Raw genomic sequence first — 19077 nt, forward strand, 5'->3', positions numbered from 1 at the left:
CCTTGGTTGTTTTATTCAGCGGCATAATGTGATAAGCTGTATAGTAGAAGGAGTGAAAATAGTATGAATTTAAGAACATTTCAATTAGAAGATTATTACGATAAGCATGAATTCTCAACCCCCTACCTGCTTTCACAGTCCGATTGCGAATCTATGACTATTAGGGAATTATTGTCTTTCGAACCGGGTGCAGAGGAGGCTTTTCTGGAGACTTGGTTGGGCTATACGGAAGTAAAAGGAGACGTAAGGCTTAGGGAAAAGGCAGCAGCTCTTTATAAAACCTGCCAAAGTGAGGAAATACTGATTCATGCAGGTGCAGAAGAAGCGGTGTTTAACTTTATGCAGATTTTTTTACAGACTGGGGATCATATGATATACTTGTCACCTGCTTATCAGTCCCTTTATGAAGTGGCAGCTTCAAGAGGCTGTGAGGTTTCGCCCTGGAAGCTTTGCCAGTCTGAGGAAGGATGGAGCTGTAATTTTGATGACCTTGTGGGATTAATAAAGCAGAATACAAAACTACTTGTCATTAATACACCACATAATCCAACCGGCTACAGTTTTACGGAGGAAGAACTTAAGCGTATTGCCGTTCTTGCCAGGGAACATAATATCTTTGTATTTTGTGACCAGGTCTATAAGGATCTGGAATGGGACGGTGAGGAACACTCCTGGTTTTGTGATTTATATGAGAATTCTCTGTCCTTAGGTGTTATGTCAAAAGCTTACGGTCTGCCTGGTCTTCGGATTGGTTGGATTGCAACTCATAACAAAGAGGTGTATGAAAGTATGGTAAAATATAAATATTATACTACCATTTGCAGCAGCGCACCCAGCGAATTCCTATCCGTTCTGGCACTTAAGCACAGAGACAGGATTCTTAAGCGGAATATATCTCTTATTAAAGATAATATAGAATATGCCGAGAATTTCTTTGAAAAATATAGTGATTTATTTATAAATAATAAACCTCAGGCCGGTCCCATTGCTTTTCATAAGTTAAAGATTACGGGAGGAATTACAGGCTTTTGCGAGAAGTTAATTGAGAAAAAAGGAGTTCTTTTACTTCCGGGAGATGTATATGAGGTCGATGGGGATTATTTCAGAATGGGTTATGGACGTAAGAATTTTAAGAAAGCCCTGATAAAACTAGACGAATATCTTGCAGAAAACATATAATATTAACTAATTAGCAGCTGCAACCTGTAACTGGACGATGAAACTAAAACGGTTTGTTCTATAGGCTGAATAAAATAAGCCTTTTAGCAGAAAAATATTCAAGATGTGAACAAATGTAAATATCTCTGAAAAATATCTCTGAAAATTATGAAAGAAACACTGGAAGAAACACTAGAAGAAAAACTGAAAGAAACACGGAATATTACATTCTTAGCTGATATACTCTACCTTTGGATAAACAGGGAAGGAGATATAATGGAACAGTTGTTATTTGGTATATCCGGTTTACCACAGGGTGATGGAAGCCGTAAATTTAAATATGCTTCGGCGATACCCTATTTAAAAGCACTTGGTCTGGATGCGATGGAACTTCTCTTTGTGAGAAATGTGAATGTAACAGCAAAGAATATGGAGGAAATATTAAAGTCCAAAGAAGAGAATGACTTTTATCTTTCTGCCCACGGCTCCCATTATATTAATCTGAATTCAGAGGAAAAAGGAAAGCAGAATGAGTCACTGGAGAGGATCAAAGCCGCTGCAGCAGGTCTGATAAGCGTAAGAGGAAGGAGCCTTATCTTTCATCCGGGCTATTACATGAAAGCTGCGAAAACAGAGGCTTACTTAACCATAAAAGAAAATCTGTTAAAACTCCCTAGTCAGGGGATAGATTACCGTCTGGAAACAACGGGAAAAGAAACGCAGTTTGGAACACTGGAGGAATTGGTATCTCTATGTAAAGAAGTTAAGACCTGCAAATTGTGTATCGACTTTTCTCATATTCATGCCAGAACGAACGGAAGCTTGAAAAGTTATGAAGATTTCAAAAGTATTCTGCAATATATCTCCTGTCATCTGGGAAGAGAAGCACTTGATGACCTGCATATCCATATGGGCGGTATTGCTTATGGTTTGAAGGGTGAAATAAAGCATCTGCCTCTGCAAGAGAGTGATTTTAATTATACAGCTTGTCTGCAGGCAATCAAAGACTTTAATGTCAGAGGGTGTATCATTGCAGAAGGACCCCTTCTTGAAAGGGATGCACTGTTATTAAAGGAAACGTATAATAACTTATAATTTGGAAGGGCGGCTGCTAGAGCTGCCCTTCTGTTAATGGTATACCAGCTGTACAGAAGAGACAGGACCGTTAATACGGTATGAATCTGGAGCAGCTTCGATTAGAATAATATAAGTTTTAATTTTTTTGCATATCGCGAAGAAAATGATGCAATAGAGAAATAATAAAAGCTGCCAGCAAAGAATTTAAAGCGCCTCCCATACTAATTCCTGTTACAAAATGGTCTGATATCATTATAGTCCAGGAATTCACAATAAAAGTGAACAGCCCAAAGGTAATAATCGTAAAGGGCAGGGTTACCAATAAAAGAATTGGTTTTAATATCAGATTAACAATCAGCAAAACAAATCCCATAAGGAGCAGCGAAGATGTATTCTCTATTGAGACCGTGCTGATTAACTTGGATAATATATAAATAGTCAGTATGATAGAAATATATTTTAGAAATATTTTATTCATGTTTACCCCCAATGTATATCGCAGCTTCACTTGCGATACTGTCACAAAATACAGGATGTAGAATTGTATTGTGGCTTTTTTTCAATTTCTTATATTTTCGTTCAGTAAGATTTATAATACTTGTGGAAATGCTGTTTTTCTCTGTTATATAACGATTAAAGCTATAATATTATCGGATTTCTATGGATACCTTTACCTGAGGTGTATCAACCTTAACCAGATCATAGGGTTCCTCGCCTTTTAAGGAGTCAAACAGTTTATCTGCCATCTGAACCAATACTTTTATGGTATCAATGGAATAGGAGGAAGTTTGTCTTTGGTTACCCCGAACAAAGAGACCTGCGGTCAGTACCAAATCGTCGATACAATCCAGAAGTTCCTGAAGAATATACATGGGAACTGGAATAGAAAACTTAAAGTGACGGTTATTCTCAGCCCCTAATTTTATCCAAATTAACCTAAAATATTTAGTCGACATATATTTTGACCTTTACATTGGTATTATGTTCTTCGTCCCAGGCTTCCACATCCACTATGTTAGGGTCATCCAAGGTACCGTTTAACAGGTCTTCGATGATTTTTACAAAATCTATGCTAGTGATGTCAATACCATTTTGTTCCATATTCCTTCTTGTATCGCTTGGTACCAGAACTACCATTTTTCCGGCAATTTCACCTAGAGTTGTTAACAGTCGTATGGGTACATTGACATTAACATTGACTGTGTTATTTTCCGAGGTAACTTTAATTTTCAGGAACTTGTAATTCCGTCGGACAGTCCCGGAAGCCGGCTCGAGATAAGATTTAGTCTCAGTTTCTGATGCTGTTCCCAAAGCTTCTAAAAGTTCCATCCCTTCTGCGGCAGTGATCTGTCCCTTTTCAATCATTTCCAGTATTTTTAATTGTTCATTCATGATAATACCTCCTCATACTTATTATAGAGTTTTTAATTGTTCCGTGGCTTCTTTTGGGGTGATTTCGCCCTTTGATAATTGTTCTAGTATCTCGCTTCTGGCAGCCTTTTTCACTTCATTCTCCCTGGTGGTTTCCTTATCAGGAATATCAAATCCCAGGTTTTTAATAACAGCATCTAATTTACCTCTTACGGTAGGATAAGATATACCAAGTTCTTTCTCCACATCCTTGATATTGCCCCGGCACTTTATAAAGACCTTAACAAAATTTAAATCATCTTCCGGAAGACGGCAGAATTCGCAAGGCTGAAAGTCTCCTTCAATTGCTGTGGAACATCTGGGGCAGCCAAGTTTGGTTATGGAAAGCTTTTCACCGCATACGGGACATATTCCCGGAGCTTTATACTTCATTGCATTCACCTCTAATATATTTTGATGACATAAATATACTCCCAATAATTAAAAAAGTCAATATATAAATTAAAATAATTAAATTAAATATTAAATATATTAAGTTTTACATGAAATATATTCAAAAATATTCAAAATAATTAATCAAACAGTTAATCTAACCTTATAATTCCTAAAACTCTATCGTGAAACAATAATTAAGGAGGTAAATTCCTGGACTGGTTGAATGAATGGAATGGTATTCGTGCAAAAGAAGGTAAATGAAAGTTTAGAGGTAAAAAACTTATGTCATTGAAAGTATATAAAGAGACATTAAGAAATTCATAAAGCAAGGAGAATATTAAGAAGAACAGGAGTATGGAAATAGATGACAGGTGTAAACCAGAAAAACTGAGAAATATAAGCAATTGAGAAGAACAGATATCAAAAGGTTTTTATACAAAATTACAGCTGCTGTAAATAATCAATATCTGGATTAACTTATACTTTGTATTCATAAGTTAAGGATAGATTATCTACAGCAGCTCATTATTGCAGCCATTAATGCAGCTCATTATTAAAAAGAAATATAATTTTTGTTAATAGAGAGCGTAAAAAATGTTGTGTCCAAGCTAAGATTTGATAACAAAAATCTGCTTCTTGGCAAGATAAAAGAAGTTTGATTTATCAGCCAAATAAAGATAAAAGGATACCGGCAGCTACAGCGGAACCAATTACGCCAGCCACATTAGGACCCATTGCGTGCATAAGCAGGTAATTTCCGGGTCTTGCTTTTTGACCTTCCACCTGAGATACTCTGGCTGCCATAGGAACAGCGGATACACCGGCAGAGCCAATCAATGGATTAATCTTACCTCCGGTTGCCCAACACATGAACTTACCGATTAAGAGTCCGCCCACTGTACTGAACATAAATGCAAGAAGTCCTAAAACGATGATTCCAAGAGTCTGTGGTCTTAAGAATTCAGTACCTGCAGCAGTTGCACCTACGGTAACACCAAGGAATATGGTTACTATATTAATTAATGCATTCTGAACTGTATCGGATAGTCTCTCAACTACTCCTGATTCTCTGAAAAGATTACCTAACATCAACATACCAATTAAGGGTGCAACAGAGGGCAGTAACAGGATACAAAGGATAGAAACTACAATAGGAAAACATATTTTTTCTAATTTTGAAACTTGTCTTAACTGCTTCATCTCTATTTGGCGCTCTTTTTCCGTAGTGATTAATTTCATCAGCGGCGGTTGAATAAGTGGTATAAGAGCCATATAAGAATAAGCTGCGATAGCTATGGAAGCTAACAGATGAGGTGCTAATCTTGTTGTGAGATAGATAGCCGTCGGACCGTCGGCACCGCCGATAATACCGATCGAGGCAGCTTCCTCCGGTGTAAAGCCTAATAAAGTAGCAATAATAAAAGCGATAGCAATACCAAACTGTGATCCTGCACCAATCATAAGACTGCTGGGACGTGCAATTAATGGACCGAAATCAGTCATAGCACCGATACCTAAAAAGATCAGAGAGGGATAAATACCTTTTTTAACACCAAGATACAGATAATATAAAAGTCCTCCGACTTCTTTGGAACTTGCCGGTTCATTCATTAAACCGGTAAGGGGTAAATTAGCCAGTAACATACCAAAGGCAATTGGCAGTAAAAGCAAGGGTTCAAATTTTTTACCTATAGCAAGATAAATGAGTACACATGAAACTACTATCATTACAAGAGACTGCCAGGTTAACGCAACAAAACCGGAATCCTCCCATAATTTAATTAATGAATCAATAAACACAATTTAATCCTCCCTTATTTCCGTCAGTCTATTATTAGATTTACCGACTTTTCATTATTTTTCTGATGAATTTGCATCAGGTTTTTTCTCAATAGACATAATAATTGAAGAAAATACCCGGATGATGGCCCATAATATTCCAAGTACTGCAAATACAACGGCCATGCAGAATAATCCAATAAGTATGCTTTCAGATATCGACATTCTTTCACCTCGTTCCAAAAAAATTTTATATGAAATTTACTAAAAAAAGGCGAAGAACTTCAATAGAAGCTCTCCACCCTATAAGCTAAAAACTTGAAACAGTCATAATAACTGCCAACCGGAAAAAATGAAATATTTTTTCCTCAATGATACCATATTTTACAGGTAATGTCAATTAATTAACGAAGATATAACATGAAAAACACATATCTTTTGACAGAATCAGAGGGTCTGTTTCGCGGATTTAACCGTAATTTCCAGAACTCTGTTTAGAAATGGAAATTTTTCTTTCATCTGATCAAATTCTGATCCGGATTTAAGGAATTTTGCTGTGCCTTCAATAGAAAAGCCGGTGCCCAAGGACCGATAGCCCATAACTTCTCTGGCACCCAGGGTAACTTTTACATCGTTGTTTTCCTCGATGTTTTTTTGAGTTTTTATCATTCCTGCCGCAGGAATAAGAATTCTGTCATCTACCGGAACCAGATAAGAATTCCAGGTGTTTGCAACATGAACCCCGTTACTGCTCCAGGTAACGATTGAAACTACACCTTCATAAGTCATAACTTCAAGTAATTTTTCATTAAGCATTGTTGCTCCTTTCTGCGTATCATCTCACGCAATCAGACCAGAACGGTAAATAAAATTATTTATATCCGTCTATATTAGTATATATTAAATTGACAAGCTGACGATGTAAGTATACTATTAAATTGGATATATGGAAATAGCCAATTACGATAATTTTATAGGATACAGTTGGAGAGAAAACATGATTATATTAGATAGTAGTCTGGCAACACCTTTATATATACAGATTTATAATCAGTTAAAAGAAGAAATTATTACAGGGGTCCGCATGGAAGGATCAAGACTTCCATCTACCCGTTATCTTGCACAAACCTTGGCGGTGGGCAGAAATACAGTGGAAAATGCATATTTGCAGCTTTCTTCGGAAGGATATGTAAAAAGCATAACCGGCAGCGGTTATTACGTTGAGAATATATATGGTATGGAAGTAGGTGTAAAAGGGTATCAAAACCATAAAACTGCCCTAGAAGATAAAAAGAAGCAGCCGGAGCATCATCAGTCGTATCCTTACAATTTTGATTACGGACATTTAAGCCCCGAATATTTTCCTCTTGGAGTATGGAAAAAAGTATCAAATAAAGCGATGACTTCTTTAACCGCAGAAGAAATGACCAGTTATGGAGAACGTCTTGGAGGACTGGGGTTAAGAACTGTTCTGGCGGATTATTTAAGAAAGTCCAGGGGAGTTCCATGCAGTGGAGATCAGATAATTCTTTGTTCCGGTACGGATTATGCCCTTTCCATCCTGTGTCAATTGGTAAGGAACTCCTTTAAAGCGATTGCGTTTGAGGATCCGGGATACCCGGGTGCCAGAGAGTTATTTGCCAATAACGGACTTAGTCTCCTCCCCGTGGGGCTTGAGAAGGATGGCTTAAATATTGCGGAGTTGGAGGCATCCGGAGCCAGAATGGTATATGTAACGCCATCTCATCAGTTCCCCTCAGGTGCTGTTATGCCTATACAAAAAAGGCTTAGGTTACTGGAGTGGGCCAAACGGAATAACGGAATTATTATTGAGGATGACTATGACAGTGAATTGCGTTACAAGTCCAGACCAATTCCGTCTATAAGCAGTGTAGACACCAGCGGTAAAGTAATCTATACCGGTACGATTTCAAAAGCACTGTCACCTAGTTTAAGGTTAAGTTATATGGTTTTACCGATAGACTGGATGGAGCGTTACAAAAAAGAATTTACGATGTACCAGTGTCCTGTTTCAATTATACAACAAAGAATTATGGAGGAATTTATAAATTCCGGTTACTGGGAAAGCCATCTTCGTAAAATCTGCGGGGCAAATAAGAAAAAACATGATTTATTGCTTCATGTAATACAGGAAGAATTAGGGGATAAGGTTATTATACATGGTAAGAATGCTGGACTGCACATTTTACTGGAATCTACGCTGGGATTAACGGAAACAGAGATGATTGAAAAAGCGAAAGAGAACGGAGTATTGGTTTATCCGGTATCCAGGTTCTGGCAGAGAAAAGACCGATATTTGAATAATATGGTGTTTTTGGGATTTGGAAGTATTTCAGAAACGGACATTTTTAAGGGGGTTATGCAATTATCAAAGGCATGGTCTTAAAGATAGAAAAAACTATCTGTAAAAAACGGGACGAAATTTAAGTTTCGCCCCGCTTTTAGCAATAAATCACAAATCTTAGTTTATCGTAATTATACTTATATCAGCTTGGATTGGTATATTTCCATACAGTACATCAGCGCCGGTCAGGTTAGATAAGGTTACAATAACGGGACTTCCGTCTACGGATATAAAGGCATTGCCACTTACCTGTCCGGTTACTATTGGTGAGTTGCCTATCGCAACAGGGGTGCCGTCAGCATTCACTGCGAATACCATATTAACAGGTCCGGCAGAACCATCGGTTGCTACCCACCAGTTAACGTAATATAATCCTGCACCTGTAAGCGTAAATTGGCCGGTAGCGGCATTATAGCTGATTCTTTCGGACTGACCGGATACAATGGTATCAAATATAACATTTGCTCCATTAGCTATAGGGGAAGCTGGACTTCCCTGAAGCTGTGCCTGAAGACCATCAAAAGTACCGGCAGTTCCCGGTGTATACGTTACAATCAGTATTGGTTCAAAATCTGCGCCTATTGGTTTTCCGCCAAATTGAACGGAAGTTGTTCCGTCAGGTACAGTAAGTGCCAAACCGAAATTCGGAAATGTACCGTTCAGCCATTGATTTACCAAATCAGTAATATCAATATCTATAAACTGGAGGACTTCACCAGCTGTAACCATAGTTGTTGAACCGGTCGGTACATAAGGAGGTCTTGTATTATAGGTCACCGCATTGATATCAAAATCAGAAGTGACCCGGTTAACCACAACCGTGCTTGGTAAAGCACCGTTCTTTGCAAATACAAATAGCCTGAGAATAGCACTAGTTACTGATTCAACCGGTATTGATGAAAGGTCGAATTTCAGAAAGCTGATACTATCCAGATAGATTGGGTCAGTTCCGGCTACAATTACGGCACTAAATGACAGATTGTAAGTTGCTAATAAACTTGAAACGAAGGTGGTACCAGTAGTTTGAAGATTAAGATTAGCCATAGTAACATCTCCTTTCTAGCAAATTTGTGGTGTATATCAAGGATTACTTAATATAGCCACAGTATAGTATATTCATTTTGTCGAAATGTGTTAAAAAAAGATATAAATAAGGTATAAAAAGAGAAAAGAGCGCAATTTGCAATTATAGAAATTGCTGTAATACAGCAGCTCGCCTGCTCATCTGGTCTTCAAAATCAAATACCTCTCTGAATTTAGCCTGCCCGCATTCAGACATCTGGTATAGTTTTTTTGGATCGCTGTAATAATCCAGTATATTAGCAGTTATGGAAGCCGGGTCAAGAGAAATGATACATATGTCTTTGCCATTTACAAAACTGGTATTTTGATTCAGAAGATCACTGCATAAAACTCCAACCCCGTGCAAAGCAGCATCAATGCAGCAGCCAGTGGGAAAACCATCAAAGTTTCTGCCGGGGATTAGCAGGAAGGGAGCATTCGGGGATACGATAATATCCATTCCCGAGTAAAAGTCCGGGAAACATGTATGATCCTTAAGACCATGGAAAATAATTCTGTTTTCAAGACCGGTAATGTCATAATCTGAACTGTTAAAGTTACCCACAACATGGAATAATATATCGGGAACTGTGGCTGCAAGCCTTTTGCAAACATCAATAAAAATGTGGTACCCCTTGTCAATGCCACCAGCCATATACTTATGTGCGACGAAACAGATATCAAAGGTTTGCTTTTCGGTCTTATAATGTTTTTTTTGCGGTGTAGATTGAAAATACTGAGGATGTGTTACAATTCCGTATATATATGCTACTTTATCCGGTGATACGAAACCACGGTTTATAATGTCGTCATAGGTCATTTTCTGGGTAACGATTACCTTTTGCAGAAGAGGAGATTTTAGCACCTTCTGTAGTTTCTCATCGACCTCCGGGTCGTTTAGCCAGTAAGAACCTCCGGGGTATAATTCAAAGATAAAAGGGGTATTAAACATTTCATAGATAAAATAAAAAGAGTAAGCATTACCTAAAAAGACGGAATAATAAAGAGAAGTAGACTTACCGGTCCAGTCAAAGGCGGTAAAGGGTTTTACTCTGCCTGAAAACTGGGGATAGGTAGCTACATACTCTGCATTGTGCATGTCATATCTGGTGGAGATTACTTCACTGGTTGGAAACTTCTCCAGATAGTAGTTAAATTCGGAAATCCGAAAGCCTGTTGTGAGATTTGGAAAATAGTCGTCGAGAATTGTTAATTTACCGTTCATTAAATCTTATCCCTCCATTCTTTTAGTTCGGTATTGTATAAAATGATAGATTTAATTTGCATAAGCTGCATAATAATTAAAGTTTTCCATAGCCCAGTCCATATGGTAAAAATGGGTCTGGTATGATATGGGATCATGAACGGAGGCACAGTATACCGTCCGTTTGCCTTGATTCAACTCATTAAAATATTCAAAATATTTCCAGCGGTTTGCCGTTGAAAAGTTCACATTCTTGTACTTGCTGTTTCGTATGTCAAAGCAGGTTCTTGTAATCTTATCCAGCTTACATAATCCAATACCCTCGCATGCAGCACAGGGTATGGTTTGGGTCAGATCGATAGGAATGTTGGTAGCCAGACCTGCCTTAAAGGATGTATACTTATTAATTCGGATAGATAGTTCAGCATCTCCATAGCCGTTTTCTTCGCACCAGTAGCCGATGGTATTAATCAATTCCGGCCTAAGGCATTGACAATGTCCGGGTACAAAATCACAGATCGATCCGACTTCACAATGTAATAACTGATTATAGCTTTGACCGTTTCGGTAAACAGGTATGACCTCCGGTTCATATCCGGGAAGGGGAACCGGTCTTGGGATACCAAGGAGACCTACCTCGGGAAAGGCTTCGAAAACTTTCATAAAGCGGGTGATCCAATCAGGGGCATATAAATAAACGTCGCTTTCCAGGACGATAAAATACTGGTCAGGTCTTCTGCGGGTTAAATTCAGGTTAATCGGGTAAATCGGTCCGAAATTAATGGGAAAACGGGTTTTAGATTTAATACGGCCGTCATGCAGACTTTGGATATACTCCCAGGTATCATCCTGGGAATTGTTATCTATTATATGGAGCTCAAAATCATCCGTAGTTCTAAGGAGTGAATTTAAATTTCTGACTGTTAAGCCCATTCGGTGAAAGGTTGAATAGCTGATTAAAGGTGGTGTCATAGAATTCCTCCATATTCATACCGGTAAATAGTAAGAGCAAATTTATGTTATCCGTATATAATACATGGTTTATTTATATCTTATGTGACTATGAGATGATTGTTAATAAAAACATATAATACAATAGTTTCGTATTTATACATCTGCCTGTAAACTGTAAAAACCGGCTGAGAATATGATTAAACTGACTAAGCTTGGCAGATTATGGATTGTGAGGTTATAATAAACGGTTATTCCTGTTTCCGGCATAAAACAACTTCTCCTTAACATTTGTAACAGCTGTTTAATGAGTAAGTTGTTTTCTGCCTGATTTAACATGGAGCTGACCAGTTGATATTCATGAGTCTTAGTCACTTTTTATCAGTTAGAGTTTTTGATATAGTAATCAAAGTTTTCAGAAGCCCAGATCTGATTGTAATAATGATTTTTAAGAGATTCCGGGTCATGGACGGAAGCGCAGTAAGCGGTTCTTTTTCCTTCTTCCAGCTCTTTAAAGGTTTCTAGATATTTCCAACCGTGTTTTCTTACGAAAGACTCATTAAAGTTAGAAGCTCTACAAAGTGAAAAACAGGAACTCACACTTTTACTAAGTTTGCAGATATCCCTGCCTAAACATAAATTGCAGCCGATGTATTGAGTCATATCAATTTCAACAGTAGTCAGATATCCTACTTTATAATTTGTATAATGAACAATCCGGGGAGATAATTCAGCGTCACCATAGCCGTTTTCTTCGCTCCAGTAACCGATTTGTTCAATCAGTTCAGGCCGTAAGCATTGTAATTGTCCCGGTATGAAATCCAGATCCACTCCAACGGTGGCATTTTTAAGCTGAAGATAATTTGAATTACCTTTTTCTCTTGCTATAACAGGAGGTAAGTATCTGGGATAAGGTTTATCTCTCGATACACCAAGCAGCCCGACATCCGGGAAAGCGTCAAAAACCTCCATGAAGCAGGCAATCCAATTTTTTGTTTTAATAAAGGTATCACTGTCAACTGTGATAAAGTACTGTCCGGGCTTGCGTTTGGTGAGACTATAGTTAAGGGGATAAATCGGTCCCAGATTCAAAGTAAATCTGGTTTTCGATTTAATTCGTTTGTCGGTTAAGCTCTGGATATAATCCCAGGTATTGTCTTTTGAATTACAGTCTATTATGTGCAGTTCAAAGTCTTCATCGGAATCAAGGATATTATTCAGATTTTTAATGGTCAGCCCCATCCTGTTGAAGGTTACAAAGTTAATAAAGGGAGGAATCTTAGCAACATCCATTTTTTTTACTTCGGCACTTTCCGTTGCTTCGTAACATTCGATATAATCATTATTTTTGCTGAATAACTTTCCCCTTATATCTTTTACCGTTTCGGTAAAGCGGTTGATATTATTGCCTATAAATGATTGCTTCAATTTCAGCAGTCCTTTCTATATTTTTTTTGTTGGGTCATGGTCCGTTATTTTTATAGTTCTTCCAGGTACACCTACTGCAGTACAATATTCGGGCAAATCGTTAATTATTACTGCTCCTGCACCTATAATACTCCATTTACCAACTGTTTTTTTCTGAATTACGGTCGCTTTTGAACCTATTTCACAGCCTTCATGAATACAAACATTTCCAGATAAGGTAATATTCCAGTACAGAGAAGAGTAATCCTCAATAACCGTATCATGCCCGATACCGCAGCCAGGATTAATGCATACATGGTTACCTATCTTTGTGTTTACGGATATAAAAGAATTGCAGCAAAGGATGCAGCCAAATCCCAATTCACTATAATTGCTCATTTTGGCATCAGGGTGTATTAAAGTAGCATAATCTAAATGATAAGCTGACGCTTTTTTTACCAGATTATATTTATCCCTCGGATTTCCGAGTGCACAAACTGCCCATACCTTTTTTGGGTTTCCGGTATTTTTTGCAAACCAATCAAAGCCCCCAAGTACGGGATTCTCATTAATTAAAAGCCCATGTTTTGTTGTAGTTTCATCAATAAAACCTAATAGATTCCAGGTTTTCTTATCCAGGTTAATTTCTTTTATAAGTTGAGCTACTTCTTTTCCAAAGCCGCCGGCACCTATGATAACTATGTCTTTCATAAAATCAACCCTCATGAATTGCTTTTATAATGGAACTGATTTTTTCTACATCTTCCTTTTGCATTCTGCCGTGCAGCGGTAGGGATAGTACCATATCAGAGATTTTATTTGCTACCGGTAATTTATCTTTTAAGGAGGAGGGATAATCTCTATAACATTGGAAGTTACTGCACAACGGATAAAAATATTTCCTTGCTATTACATTGTATTCCAACAATTTATCAAATAGTTCATCTCTGGAATAACCATATTCAGTTTTATCAACTCTTATAACAAAATAAGAATAATTATGGGAAACGCCTTCGATATCATTGACGGTAATAATTCCAGGGATATCTTTTAAGAACTGGCGGTAATAATTTGTAATTTCTTTTCTATTTTCTATTTCACTTTCCACTTGTTTTAATAACAGAATGCCAACTGAGGCTTGTATTTCGTTTAATTTTCCATTGGTTCCGGGTTCCAGTACGGTGTCTGTATTCTTAATGCCAAAGTTTCTTAAAGAATCAGCTCTTTCCTTAAAATAAGGATCCTTAAAGGTAAGGGCACCGCCTTCTATGGTGTGATAGATCTTTGTAGCGTGGAAGCTGAACATGGATATATCGCCAAAGCTTGAAATCGGTTTCCCATCCACCTTAACCCCAAAGGCATGGGCAGCGTCATAGATAATTTTAAGCCCATACTTATCTGCGATCTGTTTGATTTTCGCAACATTGCACGGATTACCAAAAACATGCACTGGCATGATCGCCGTAGTATCCTGGGTAATTAAAGATTCAATGAGATCGGGATTTATGTTATACGTGTCTTCTTCAATGTCGCAGAATACAGGTTTTAAATTATTCCAAAGCAGGGAATGGGTAGTTGCTGCAAAGGTAAAAGGCGTAGTAATGACCTCTCCGGATAACCTTAAAACCTTACATGCCAGCTGTAATGCAACGGTACCGTTGGAAAAAACCGACAGGTAATCTGCATTTAAATAACCGGAGAGATCCCGTTCAAGTTGTTTTACCATAGTTCCATTATTGCTTAACTGTTTGCTTGCCCATATTGATTTAAGCATTTCATTAAATTCATCCATATCAGGCAGTAAGGGCTGGGTGATATAGAAAGGTTTTGCAAATGGTTCTATCATATTGTAATCCACCTCCTTGAGCCTGCAAATAAATTGATTCTAAATTATTTAATTTGCATTATTAATAAAGTAATGGAAATTTTCCATTGCCCACTCACTGTTAAAAATATGATCCGTGAGTGAAGTCCCGTCGTTGGCAGATGCGCAGAATACTGGTCTGGCACCGCTTTTTAAATCAATTACGGTTTCGTCAAATTTCCATTTGTAATATTGTTTGAATTCCTCATTTTTATAAAGTTTTTTATAACAGGTAAAACAGGTATCAGTAACTTTATTCAATGTACATTTGGAATTATACTGGCAAGCGCTGCACTCAATTGTCTGAGGCAATTGAATGCTTATGTTGGGAACCAGACCTGTTTTAAAAGAAGTATAATTATTGACTCTGTTAGACAATTCAATTTCTCCATAGCAGTTTTCTTCGCACCAGTAGCCTATTTCCTGAATCAGTTCAGGTCTTAAACACATACAGCAGCCGGGGACATAATTCTTCTCTATGTTTGGGGTGGAGTTGTCAAGCTCTAAGTAAAATACATTATCTTTTACCTTAGGTACCACCGGAGGTAATTCTTCCGGATAGGGCGTACCTTTTTGGACTCCAAGCAAGCCGACCTCCGGAAAAGCATCGAATACCTTTATAAAACGGGAAATCCAGTCCTTTGTTTCGATAAAAACATCATTATCTACAGTTATAAAGAATTGATCAGGTCTTCTTTTTAAAAGATTTAAATTTAACGCATAAATCTGTCCGAAATTAACATTGATTCGTGCTTTTGACATAATACGGCTGTCTTTTAAACTTTGGATGTATGCCCAGGTTCCGTCGGTAGAATTATTATCTATGATGTGCATCTCAAAATCTTCACTGGAATCAAGGATAGCAGATAAATTCTTAACGGTTAAACCTAATCGGTTAAAAGTAACATAACTTAAAAGCGGAGGTAACATATGGTCATAACCTTTCGTTATAAGTTCATCTTAACTTTATTTTATGTTACTCCTTATAAATTGCTACATAATTTAATTCTATTTTTCTTGGGTCATTTACAGGTCCGTTCTGTCAGTTGAGAAGTGTTGGGAGGGGCAGTAGAAGAAAGGTTGAAAAAGGAGTCGTTATTAAATCAACTTTTTAATATTACTGCATATATTATAATTGCGTAACTATACTTGCTTGCTATTTAATTTGTCTGGAAGTTAATAGGGATAAAAGAAGAGGCAGACATATAAAAATCCCGTCCAGAACGCTTAAGATTAAGCCAGGAATCCTTTCCTGGTCAGTAAAATCAATCCGATACTCATATGTAGTTTAAAAAAATAATTATACGAGGTGAAGATTAGTGAAAATAAATGCAATCAAAATAGACAAAACAGTCAATTACCCAAAATCCTTCTATAAGAAATTTAAAGCGGAACAAAACCAGTTTAAAGAGAAAGCTGGTGCTGTGCCTAAGTCATTAAATAATTGTGTGATTGAAGAAGTAGACTGTAAGAGTTCTATTATGAGTCTGGCATACACCGAACCAAACTATAAATTACAGGGTAAAACGGTCAGGAAAAAAATTAAAGCAATTGATAACAGGCAGGTAGAATTTAATAGTGCCGTTAGAAAACCAGTAAAAATGAACTCTGAAAATAAATCCGAAAGCAGGGGAGCACAGGGCAGAACTATCCAGGGCAGAACTACCCAGGGCAAAACTCCCCAGAGTAAAAGTACTCAAAACGGACAGATACAAAATATAAGAACCGGTGCCCCAAAGGGAGCAGGAACGAAGTATATAGTTAATAATACTGCGGTAAAGAAACCGGAGCCTTTTAAAATAGCAGTTTTTCCTGAGAATTTCACTATATATGATGACAGTATAATAGAAGATGAAAAATGTGTAATTGAAGAAGTTGACTGCAAGTTATCGCTTGTTCCTATTGGATATGATGAAAAAGAAGAGGAAATAGAAGAAATAGAAGCAGAAATAGAGGCAGAAATAGAAGCAGAAATAGAAGCGGAAATAGAAGCAGAATCAGAATTTATATCGGAATTTGAAGAAGATGCATATACGAAGGCAGAGAAACTAGAAGAAGAAAACAATAAAGATTTTACTGAAACCTCCAAAAGCCTTGAGGCCATTGCAGGGACAATGGATGAGGAAAAGGCGGACCATGACATTTCCAGATATAACAGCAGCAGTATTGTAGGCACGGTAATGCTGTATAGTGAAGATAAAGAGGATGTGGAAGTGACAGAAGAAGAGGAGGCGCAGTACACGGATGAACTTCTAACTGCTGATAAATCAGAAAAATCATTCTCTGATAAAGAAACTGAAAATTCAGAAGATAACATACCCTACGATCTGCAGTTTGAGGCGTTTAAAATATACGAAGAAAGCCAGATACCTTATTTAGATGACAGTATGAATGAAACCTCGGTGCAGGATATTAGTGTAGGAGGGCGTATTAACAAGCTGGCAGCCGAAACTTTTATAGCCAGGATAAATCAACTATTAATTAAAGGAGTCAGCGAAACTTTATTACATCCAGGAGCAATACATATAAAAAACATTTTAGGTTTCTTTAGTGTGCTTGCATTTCTCGGATTACTAGGAATCTTTACGGAAAACAAGGCCTGTCTGGGCTTTTGGGCATTCCTGTACTATGTTCGTTATTTCTTTGTCCTGCCGGATCAGGTATTTTGGGAGGATGTAAAAAAAGCGGCGTTGCCCGCGTTATTTGCCGGAATTGCCATATCCATACTTATGATAACCTTAGGTGCAATTCAAAACAGTGCCTTTGTGCTGGCAGTTGGATTAGGGATTAGTACAGCTGTATCAATACTAACCTTTACAATAAGTCTTTTTGTTTATCAGATGGATAAAAGTACGGAGAAACGAATATAAAGCTTAAAAGAAACTGCGAAATATACTATCATGTAATTTATAGAGGTCGGATTAGTCATGCCGCCAAATATGATTGGTTTTGAATGGGGAAATAAAGTAAAAAATATTGCTTAATAGAATAGATAAAAATATGGGCTTGTTGGTATGCTGGAGCATATCATGCTGCAACAGCCCATATTTTTTTATTTTATAGACGAGGAAAGCTCTTATGAATTTGCAAATGAAGATGTTAACTATTTTATGAAATAAGTGTACAATAGATACGAACATCAAAAGGCTCTCAGCCTGTACTTCCTGTTTGACACTCGAATCCTACCTAATATTAACATTTGAAAGCGAGGAAAAACAACATGAAAGTTTTAGATACGGAATTTGTAAAAGGTTTTATAAAAATGGCTAATGATGGTTTTATGCAGGGCTGGCATGAACGCAACGGGGGTAATCTTTCCTACCGTCTGAAAGTGGAAGAAGTAGAAAGTATCCGAACAAGGCTCACAACTAATACAGAGTGGATGCCAATAGGCACCAGTGTGCCGGGATTAGGCGGAGAATTCTTTCTGGTAACAGGCAGCGGAAAGTATTTCCGTAATATTATTGTCGATCCGGAAGCCTGTATTGCGATTATTGAACTGGATGACAAAGGTGAGAATTACCGGATCAGCTGGGGACTTGTAGACGGTGGAAGACCTACCAGTGAATTGGCGTCCCACCTTAGGAACCATGAAGTAAAGAAAAAAGTAACAGACGGAATCTACAGAGTAATCTATCATGCACATACAACGAACATTATTGCGCTTACCTTTGTGCTGCCTTTATCTGATGAAGTTTTTACCAGAGAGCTTTGGGAAATGGCAACAGAATGTCCGGTGGTATTCCCGGATGGTGTTGGTGTAGTTCCCTGGATGGTTCCGGGGGGGCAAGCTATAGCAATAGCCACCAGCGAGCTGATGAAAAAGTATGATGTTGCTATCTGGGCACATCATGGTATGTTTTGTTCGGGCATAGACTTTGATTTAACCTTCGGGCTTATGCATACGGTTGAAAAATCAGCAGAAATATTAGTTAAGACCTTATCCATGTCACCTCAGAAATTACAAACGATTCAGCCCCAGAATTTCAGGGACTTAGCAGTTGATTTTAAGTTGACACTGCCGGAACGGTTTTTATATGAAAAATAAATTACATATTATACCGGTGCAGGCGGAAAAGTTCTGTCTGGAATATGAATAAATATAAAGTAAAATAAAAAGTAAAAACCAAAGTAAAAACCTATAGAGGTACCATGTTGTTCTTAGCGCATGGTACTTTTTTTGATTTTATCAGCTTTACTGACCCACTTGAGTAGATAAATATAAAAAGACCTTGACAAGTATATGGCTCATGATTAAAATGAGTTATGACTCAGTGAGTGAAAAATCAATAGAAACAATATGTTACCCATATTTAGTCAATAAAGTTATATGGAAAAGTTATTTATAGTTACCTTAGTAATTTTTAGTAAGTATATGATGAAATTTTTCGAAGGGGTAGAAAA

Annotated in this window: 19 protein-coding genes and 1 other annotated feature; of the genes, 5 read left to right on the plus strand and 14 right to left on the minus strand. The window is 37.5% G+C overall.

What is annotated here, in order from left to right; genetic code table 11:
* Window positions 1-63 precede the first annotated feature (63 nt).
* Both QA584_RS09165 and QA584_RS09170 read left to right on the plus strand, forming a co-directional pair.
* On the plus strand, window positions 64-1179 hold the full coding sequence (locus tag QA584_RS09165) for an aminotransferase class I/II-fold pyridoxal phosphate-dependent enzyme (RefSeq protein WP_278274214.1): 1116 nt from the start codon (window positions 64-66) through the stop codon (window positions 1177-1179).
* A gap of 255 nt (window positions 1180-1434) precedes the next feature.
* Window positions 1435-2253, plus strand: a complete 819-nt coding sequence (locus tag QA584_RS09170) for a TIM barrel protein (protein WP_278274215.1) — start codon at window positions 1435-1437, stop codon at window positions 2251-2253.
* A gap of 118 nt (window positions 2254-2371) precedes the next feature.
* On the opposite strand, the gene QA584_RS09175 is transcribed toward QA584_RS09170, so the two are convergent.
* From QA584_RS09175 to QA584_RS09205, 7 genes are all read right to left on the minus strand, one after another.
* A complete protein-coding gene (locus QA584_RS09175; RefSeq protein ID WP_278274216.1) occupies window positions 2372-2713 on the minus strand; it encodes a phage holin family protein in 342 nt (113 codons plus the stop codon).
* A gap of 169 nt (window positions 2714-2882) precedes the next feature.
* Window positions 2883-3191 carry a hypothetical protein gene (locus tag QA584_RS09180; protein ID WP_278274217.1) on the minus strand — a complete coding sequence of 103 codons (309 nt, stop codon included), beginning with the start codon at window positions 3189-3191 and terminating at the stop codon, window positions 2883-2885.
* Window positions 3181-3627 carry an SHOCT-like domain-containing protein gene (locus tag QA584_RS09185; RefSeq protein WP_278274218.1) on the minus strand — a complete coding sequence of 149 codons (447 nt, stop codon included), beginning with the start codon at window positions 3625-3627 and terminating at the stop codon, window positions 3181-3183. The genes QA584_RS09180 and QA584_RS09185 overlap by 11 nt, the downstream gene beginning before the upstream one ends.
* Window positions 3628-3648: 21 nt before the next feature.
* On the minus strand, window positions 3649-4038 hold the full coding sequence (locus tag QA584_RS09190; protein ID WP_278274219.1) for a DUF2089 domain-containing protein: 390 nt from the start codon (window positions 4036-4038) through the stop codon (window positions 3649-3651).
* Window positions 4039-4704: 666 nt separating this feature from the next.
* Window positions 4705-5841 (minus strand): sodium ion-translocating decarboxylase subunit beta, encoded by a 1137-nt coding sequence (locus QA584_RS09195; RefSeq protein ID WP_278274220.1) that lies wholly within the window; start codon window positions 5839-5841, stop codon window positions 4705-4707.
* A gap of 54 nt (window positions 5842-5895) precedes the next feature.
* Window positions 5896-6045: an OadG family protein gene (locus QA584_RS09200; protein ID WP_278274221.1), complete on the minus strand. Its 150-nt coding sequence runs from the start codon at window positions 6043-6045 to the stop codon at window positions 5896-5898.
* Between the two features lie 67 nt (window positions 6046-6112).
* Window positions 6113-6165: a sequence feature (sodium ion sensor (DUF1646 type); this cis-regulatory element may regulate processes involved in with the transportation of sodium ions), on the minus strand.
* Window positions 6166-6267: 102 nt separating this feature from the next.
* Window positions 6268-6636 (minus strand): pyridoxamine 5'-phosphate oxidase family protein, encoded by a 369-nt coding sequence (locus QA584_RS09205; RefSeq protein ID WP_278274222.1) that lies wholly within the window; start codon window positions 6634-6636, stop codon window positions 6268-6270.
* Window positions 6637-6817: 181 nt separating this feature from the next.
* Here QA584_RS09205 and pdxR point away from each other — a divergent pair, with 181 nt between their 5' ends.
* Window positions 6818-8227 carry a MocR-like pyridoxine biosynthesis transcription factor PdxR gene (gene pdxR, locus QA584_RS09210; RefSeq protein ID WP_278274223.1) on the plus strand — a complete coding sequence of 470 codons (1410 nt, stop codon included), beginning with the start codon at window positions 6818-6820 and terminating at the stop codon, window positions 8225-8227.
* 75 nt (window positions 8228-8302) lie between these two features.
* Here pdxR and QA584_RS09215 read toward each other — a convergent pair whose 3' ends face one another.
* The 7 genes from QA584_RS09215 to QA584_RS09245 all read right to left on the minus strand — a co-directional run bounded on the left by QA584_RS09215 (window position 8303) and on the right by QA584_RS09245 (window position 15603).
* Window positions 8303-9229, minus strand: coding sequence for a DNRLRE domain-containing protein (locus QA584_RS09215; protein ID WP_278274224.1), 927 nt, complete (start codon window positions 9227-9229; stop codon window positions 8303-8305).
* A gap of 142 nt (window positions 9230-9371) precedes the next feature.
* On the minus strand, window positions 9372-10472 hold the full coding sequence (locus QA584_RS09220) for a glycosyltransferase family 4 protein (protein WP_278274225.1): 1101 nt from the start codon (window positions 10470-10472) through the stop codon (window positions 9372-9374).
* 51 nt (window positions 10473-10523) lie between these two features.
* Complete coding sequence (locus tag QA584_RS09225; protein WP_278274226.1) at window positions 10524-11423, minus strand: glycosyltransferase family A protein; 900 nt, start codon at window positions 11421-11423, stop codon at window positions 10524-10526.
* 360 nt (window positions 11424-11783) lie between these two features.
* On the minus strand, window positions 11784-12830 hold the full coding sequence (locus QA584_RS09230) for a glycosyltransferase (protein WP_278274227.1): 1047 nt from the start codon (window positions 12828-12830) through the stop codon (window positions 11784-11786).
* A gap of 15 nt (window positions 12831-12845) precedes the next feature.
* Entirely contained in the window at window positions 12846-13520 is a 675-nt protein-coding gene (locus QA584_RS09235) for an acetyltransferase (protein WP_278274228.1), read from the minus strand.
* 4 nt (window positions 13521-13524) lie between these two features.
* Window positions 13525-14655, minus strand: a complete 1131-nt coding sequence (locus QA584_RS09240; protein WP_278274229.1) for a DegT/DnrJ/EryC1/StrS family aminotransferase — start codon at window positions 14653-14655, stop codon at window positions 13525-13527.
* Between the two features lie 48 nt (window positions 14656-14703).
* Window positions 14704-15603, minus strand: coding sequence for a glycosyltransferase (locus tag QA584_RS09245; RefSeq protein WP_278274230.1), 900 nt, complete (start codon window positions 15601-15603; stop codon window positions 14704-14706).
* Window positions 15604-15992: 389 nt separating this feature from the next.
* Here QA584_RS09245 and QA584_RS09250 point away from each other — a divergent pair, with 389 nt between their 5' ends.
* Both QA584_RS09250 and rhaD read left to right on the plus strand, forming a co-directional pair.
* A complete protein-coding gene (locus QA584_RS09250; RefSeq protein ID WP_278274231.1) occupies window positions 15993-17543 on the plus strand; it encodes a DUF3796 domain-containing protein in 1551 nt (516 codons plus the stop codon).
* 350 nt (window positions 17544-17893) lie between these two features.
* Window positions 17894-18721, plus strand: a complete 828-nt coding sequence (gene rhaD / locus QA584_RS09255; protein WP_278274232.1) for a rhamnulose-1-phosphate aldolase — start codon at window positions 17894-17896, stop codon at window positions 18719-18721.
* Window positions 18722-19077: the final 356 nt, after the last annotated feature.

Origin of the sequence: Anaerocolumna sp. AGMB13025 (genome assembly GCF_029689925.1) — a bacterium.
In the GTDB taxonomy this organism is placed as follows: domain Bacteria; phylum Bacillota; class Clostridia; order Lachnospirales; family Lachnospiraceae; genus Anaerocolumna.

What these genes read in the sequence shown, in the direction of transcription:
- QA584_RS09225 (WP_278274226.1), bottom strand. Translation starts at nt 11,423, where the DNA reads ATGACACCACCTTTAATCAGCTATTCAACCTTTCACCGAATGGGCTTA.
- pdxR (WP_278274223.1), top strand. Translation starts at nt 6,818, where the DNA reads ATGATTATATTAGATAGTAGTCTGGCAACACCTTTATATATACAGATT.
- QA584_RS09190 (WP_278274219.1), bottom strand. Translation starts at nt 4,038, where the DNA reads ATGAAGTATAAAGCTCCGGGAATATGTCCCGTATGCGGTGAAAAGCTT.
- QA584_RS09180 (WP_278274217.1), bottom strand. Translation starts at nt 3,191, where the DNA reads ATGTCGACTAAATATTTTAGGTTAATTTGGATAAAATTAGGGGCTGAG.
- QA584_RS09185 (WP_278274218.1), bottom strand. Translation starts at nt 3,627, where the DNA reads ATGAATGAACAATTAAAAATACTGGAAATGATTGAAAAGGGACAGATC.
- QA584_RS09205 (WP_278274222.1), bottom strand. Translation starts at nt 6,636, where the DNA reads ATGCTTAATGAAAAATTACTTGAAGTTATGACTTATGAAGGTGTAGTT.
- rhaD (WP_278274232.1), top strand. Translation starts at nt 17,894, where the DNA reads ATGAAAGTTTTAGATACGGAATTTGTAAAAGGTTTTATAAAAATGGCT.
- QA584_RS09245 (WP_278274230.1), bottom strand. Translation starts at nt 15,603, where the DNA reads ATGTTACCTCCGCTTTTAAGTTATGTTACTTTTAACCGATTAGGTTTA.
- QA584_RS09170 (WP_278274215.1), top strand. Translation starts at nt 1,435, where the DNA reads ATGGAACAGTTGTTATTTGGTATATCCGGTTTACCACAGGGTGATGGA.
- QA584_RS09235 (WP_278274228.1), bottom strand. Translation starts at nt 13,520, where the DNA reads ATGAAAGACATAGTTATCATAGGTGCCGGCGGCTTTGGAAAAGAAGTA.
- QA584_RS09200 (WP_278274221.1), bottom strand. Translation starts at nt 6,045, where the DNA reads ATGTCGATATCTGAAAGCATACTTATTGGATTATTCTGCATGGCCGTT.
- QA584_RS09240 (WP_278274229.1), bottom strand. Translation starts at nt 14,655, where the DNA reads ATGATAGAACCATTTGCAAAACCTTTCTATATCACCCAGCCCTTACTG.
- QA584_RS09215 (WP_278274224.1), bottom strand. Translation starts at nt 9,229, where the DNA reads ATGGCTAATCTTAATCTTCAAACTACTGGTACCACCTTCGTTTCAAGT.
- QA584_RS09175 (WP_278274216.1), bottom strand. Translation starts at nt 2,713, where the DNA reads ATGAATAAAATATTTCTAAAATATATTTCTATCATACTGACTATTTAT.
- QA584_RS09220 (WP_278274225.1), bottom strand. Translation starts at nt 10,472, where the DNA reads ATGAACGGTAAATTAACAATTCTCGACGACTATTTTCCAAATCTCACA.
- QA584_RS09165 (WP_278274214.1), top strand. Translation starts at nt 64, where the DNA reads ATGAATTTAAGAACATTTCAATTAGAAGATTATTACGATAAGCATGAA.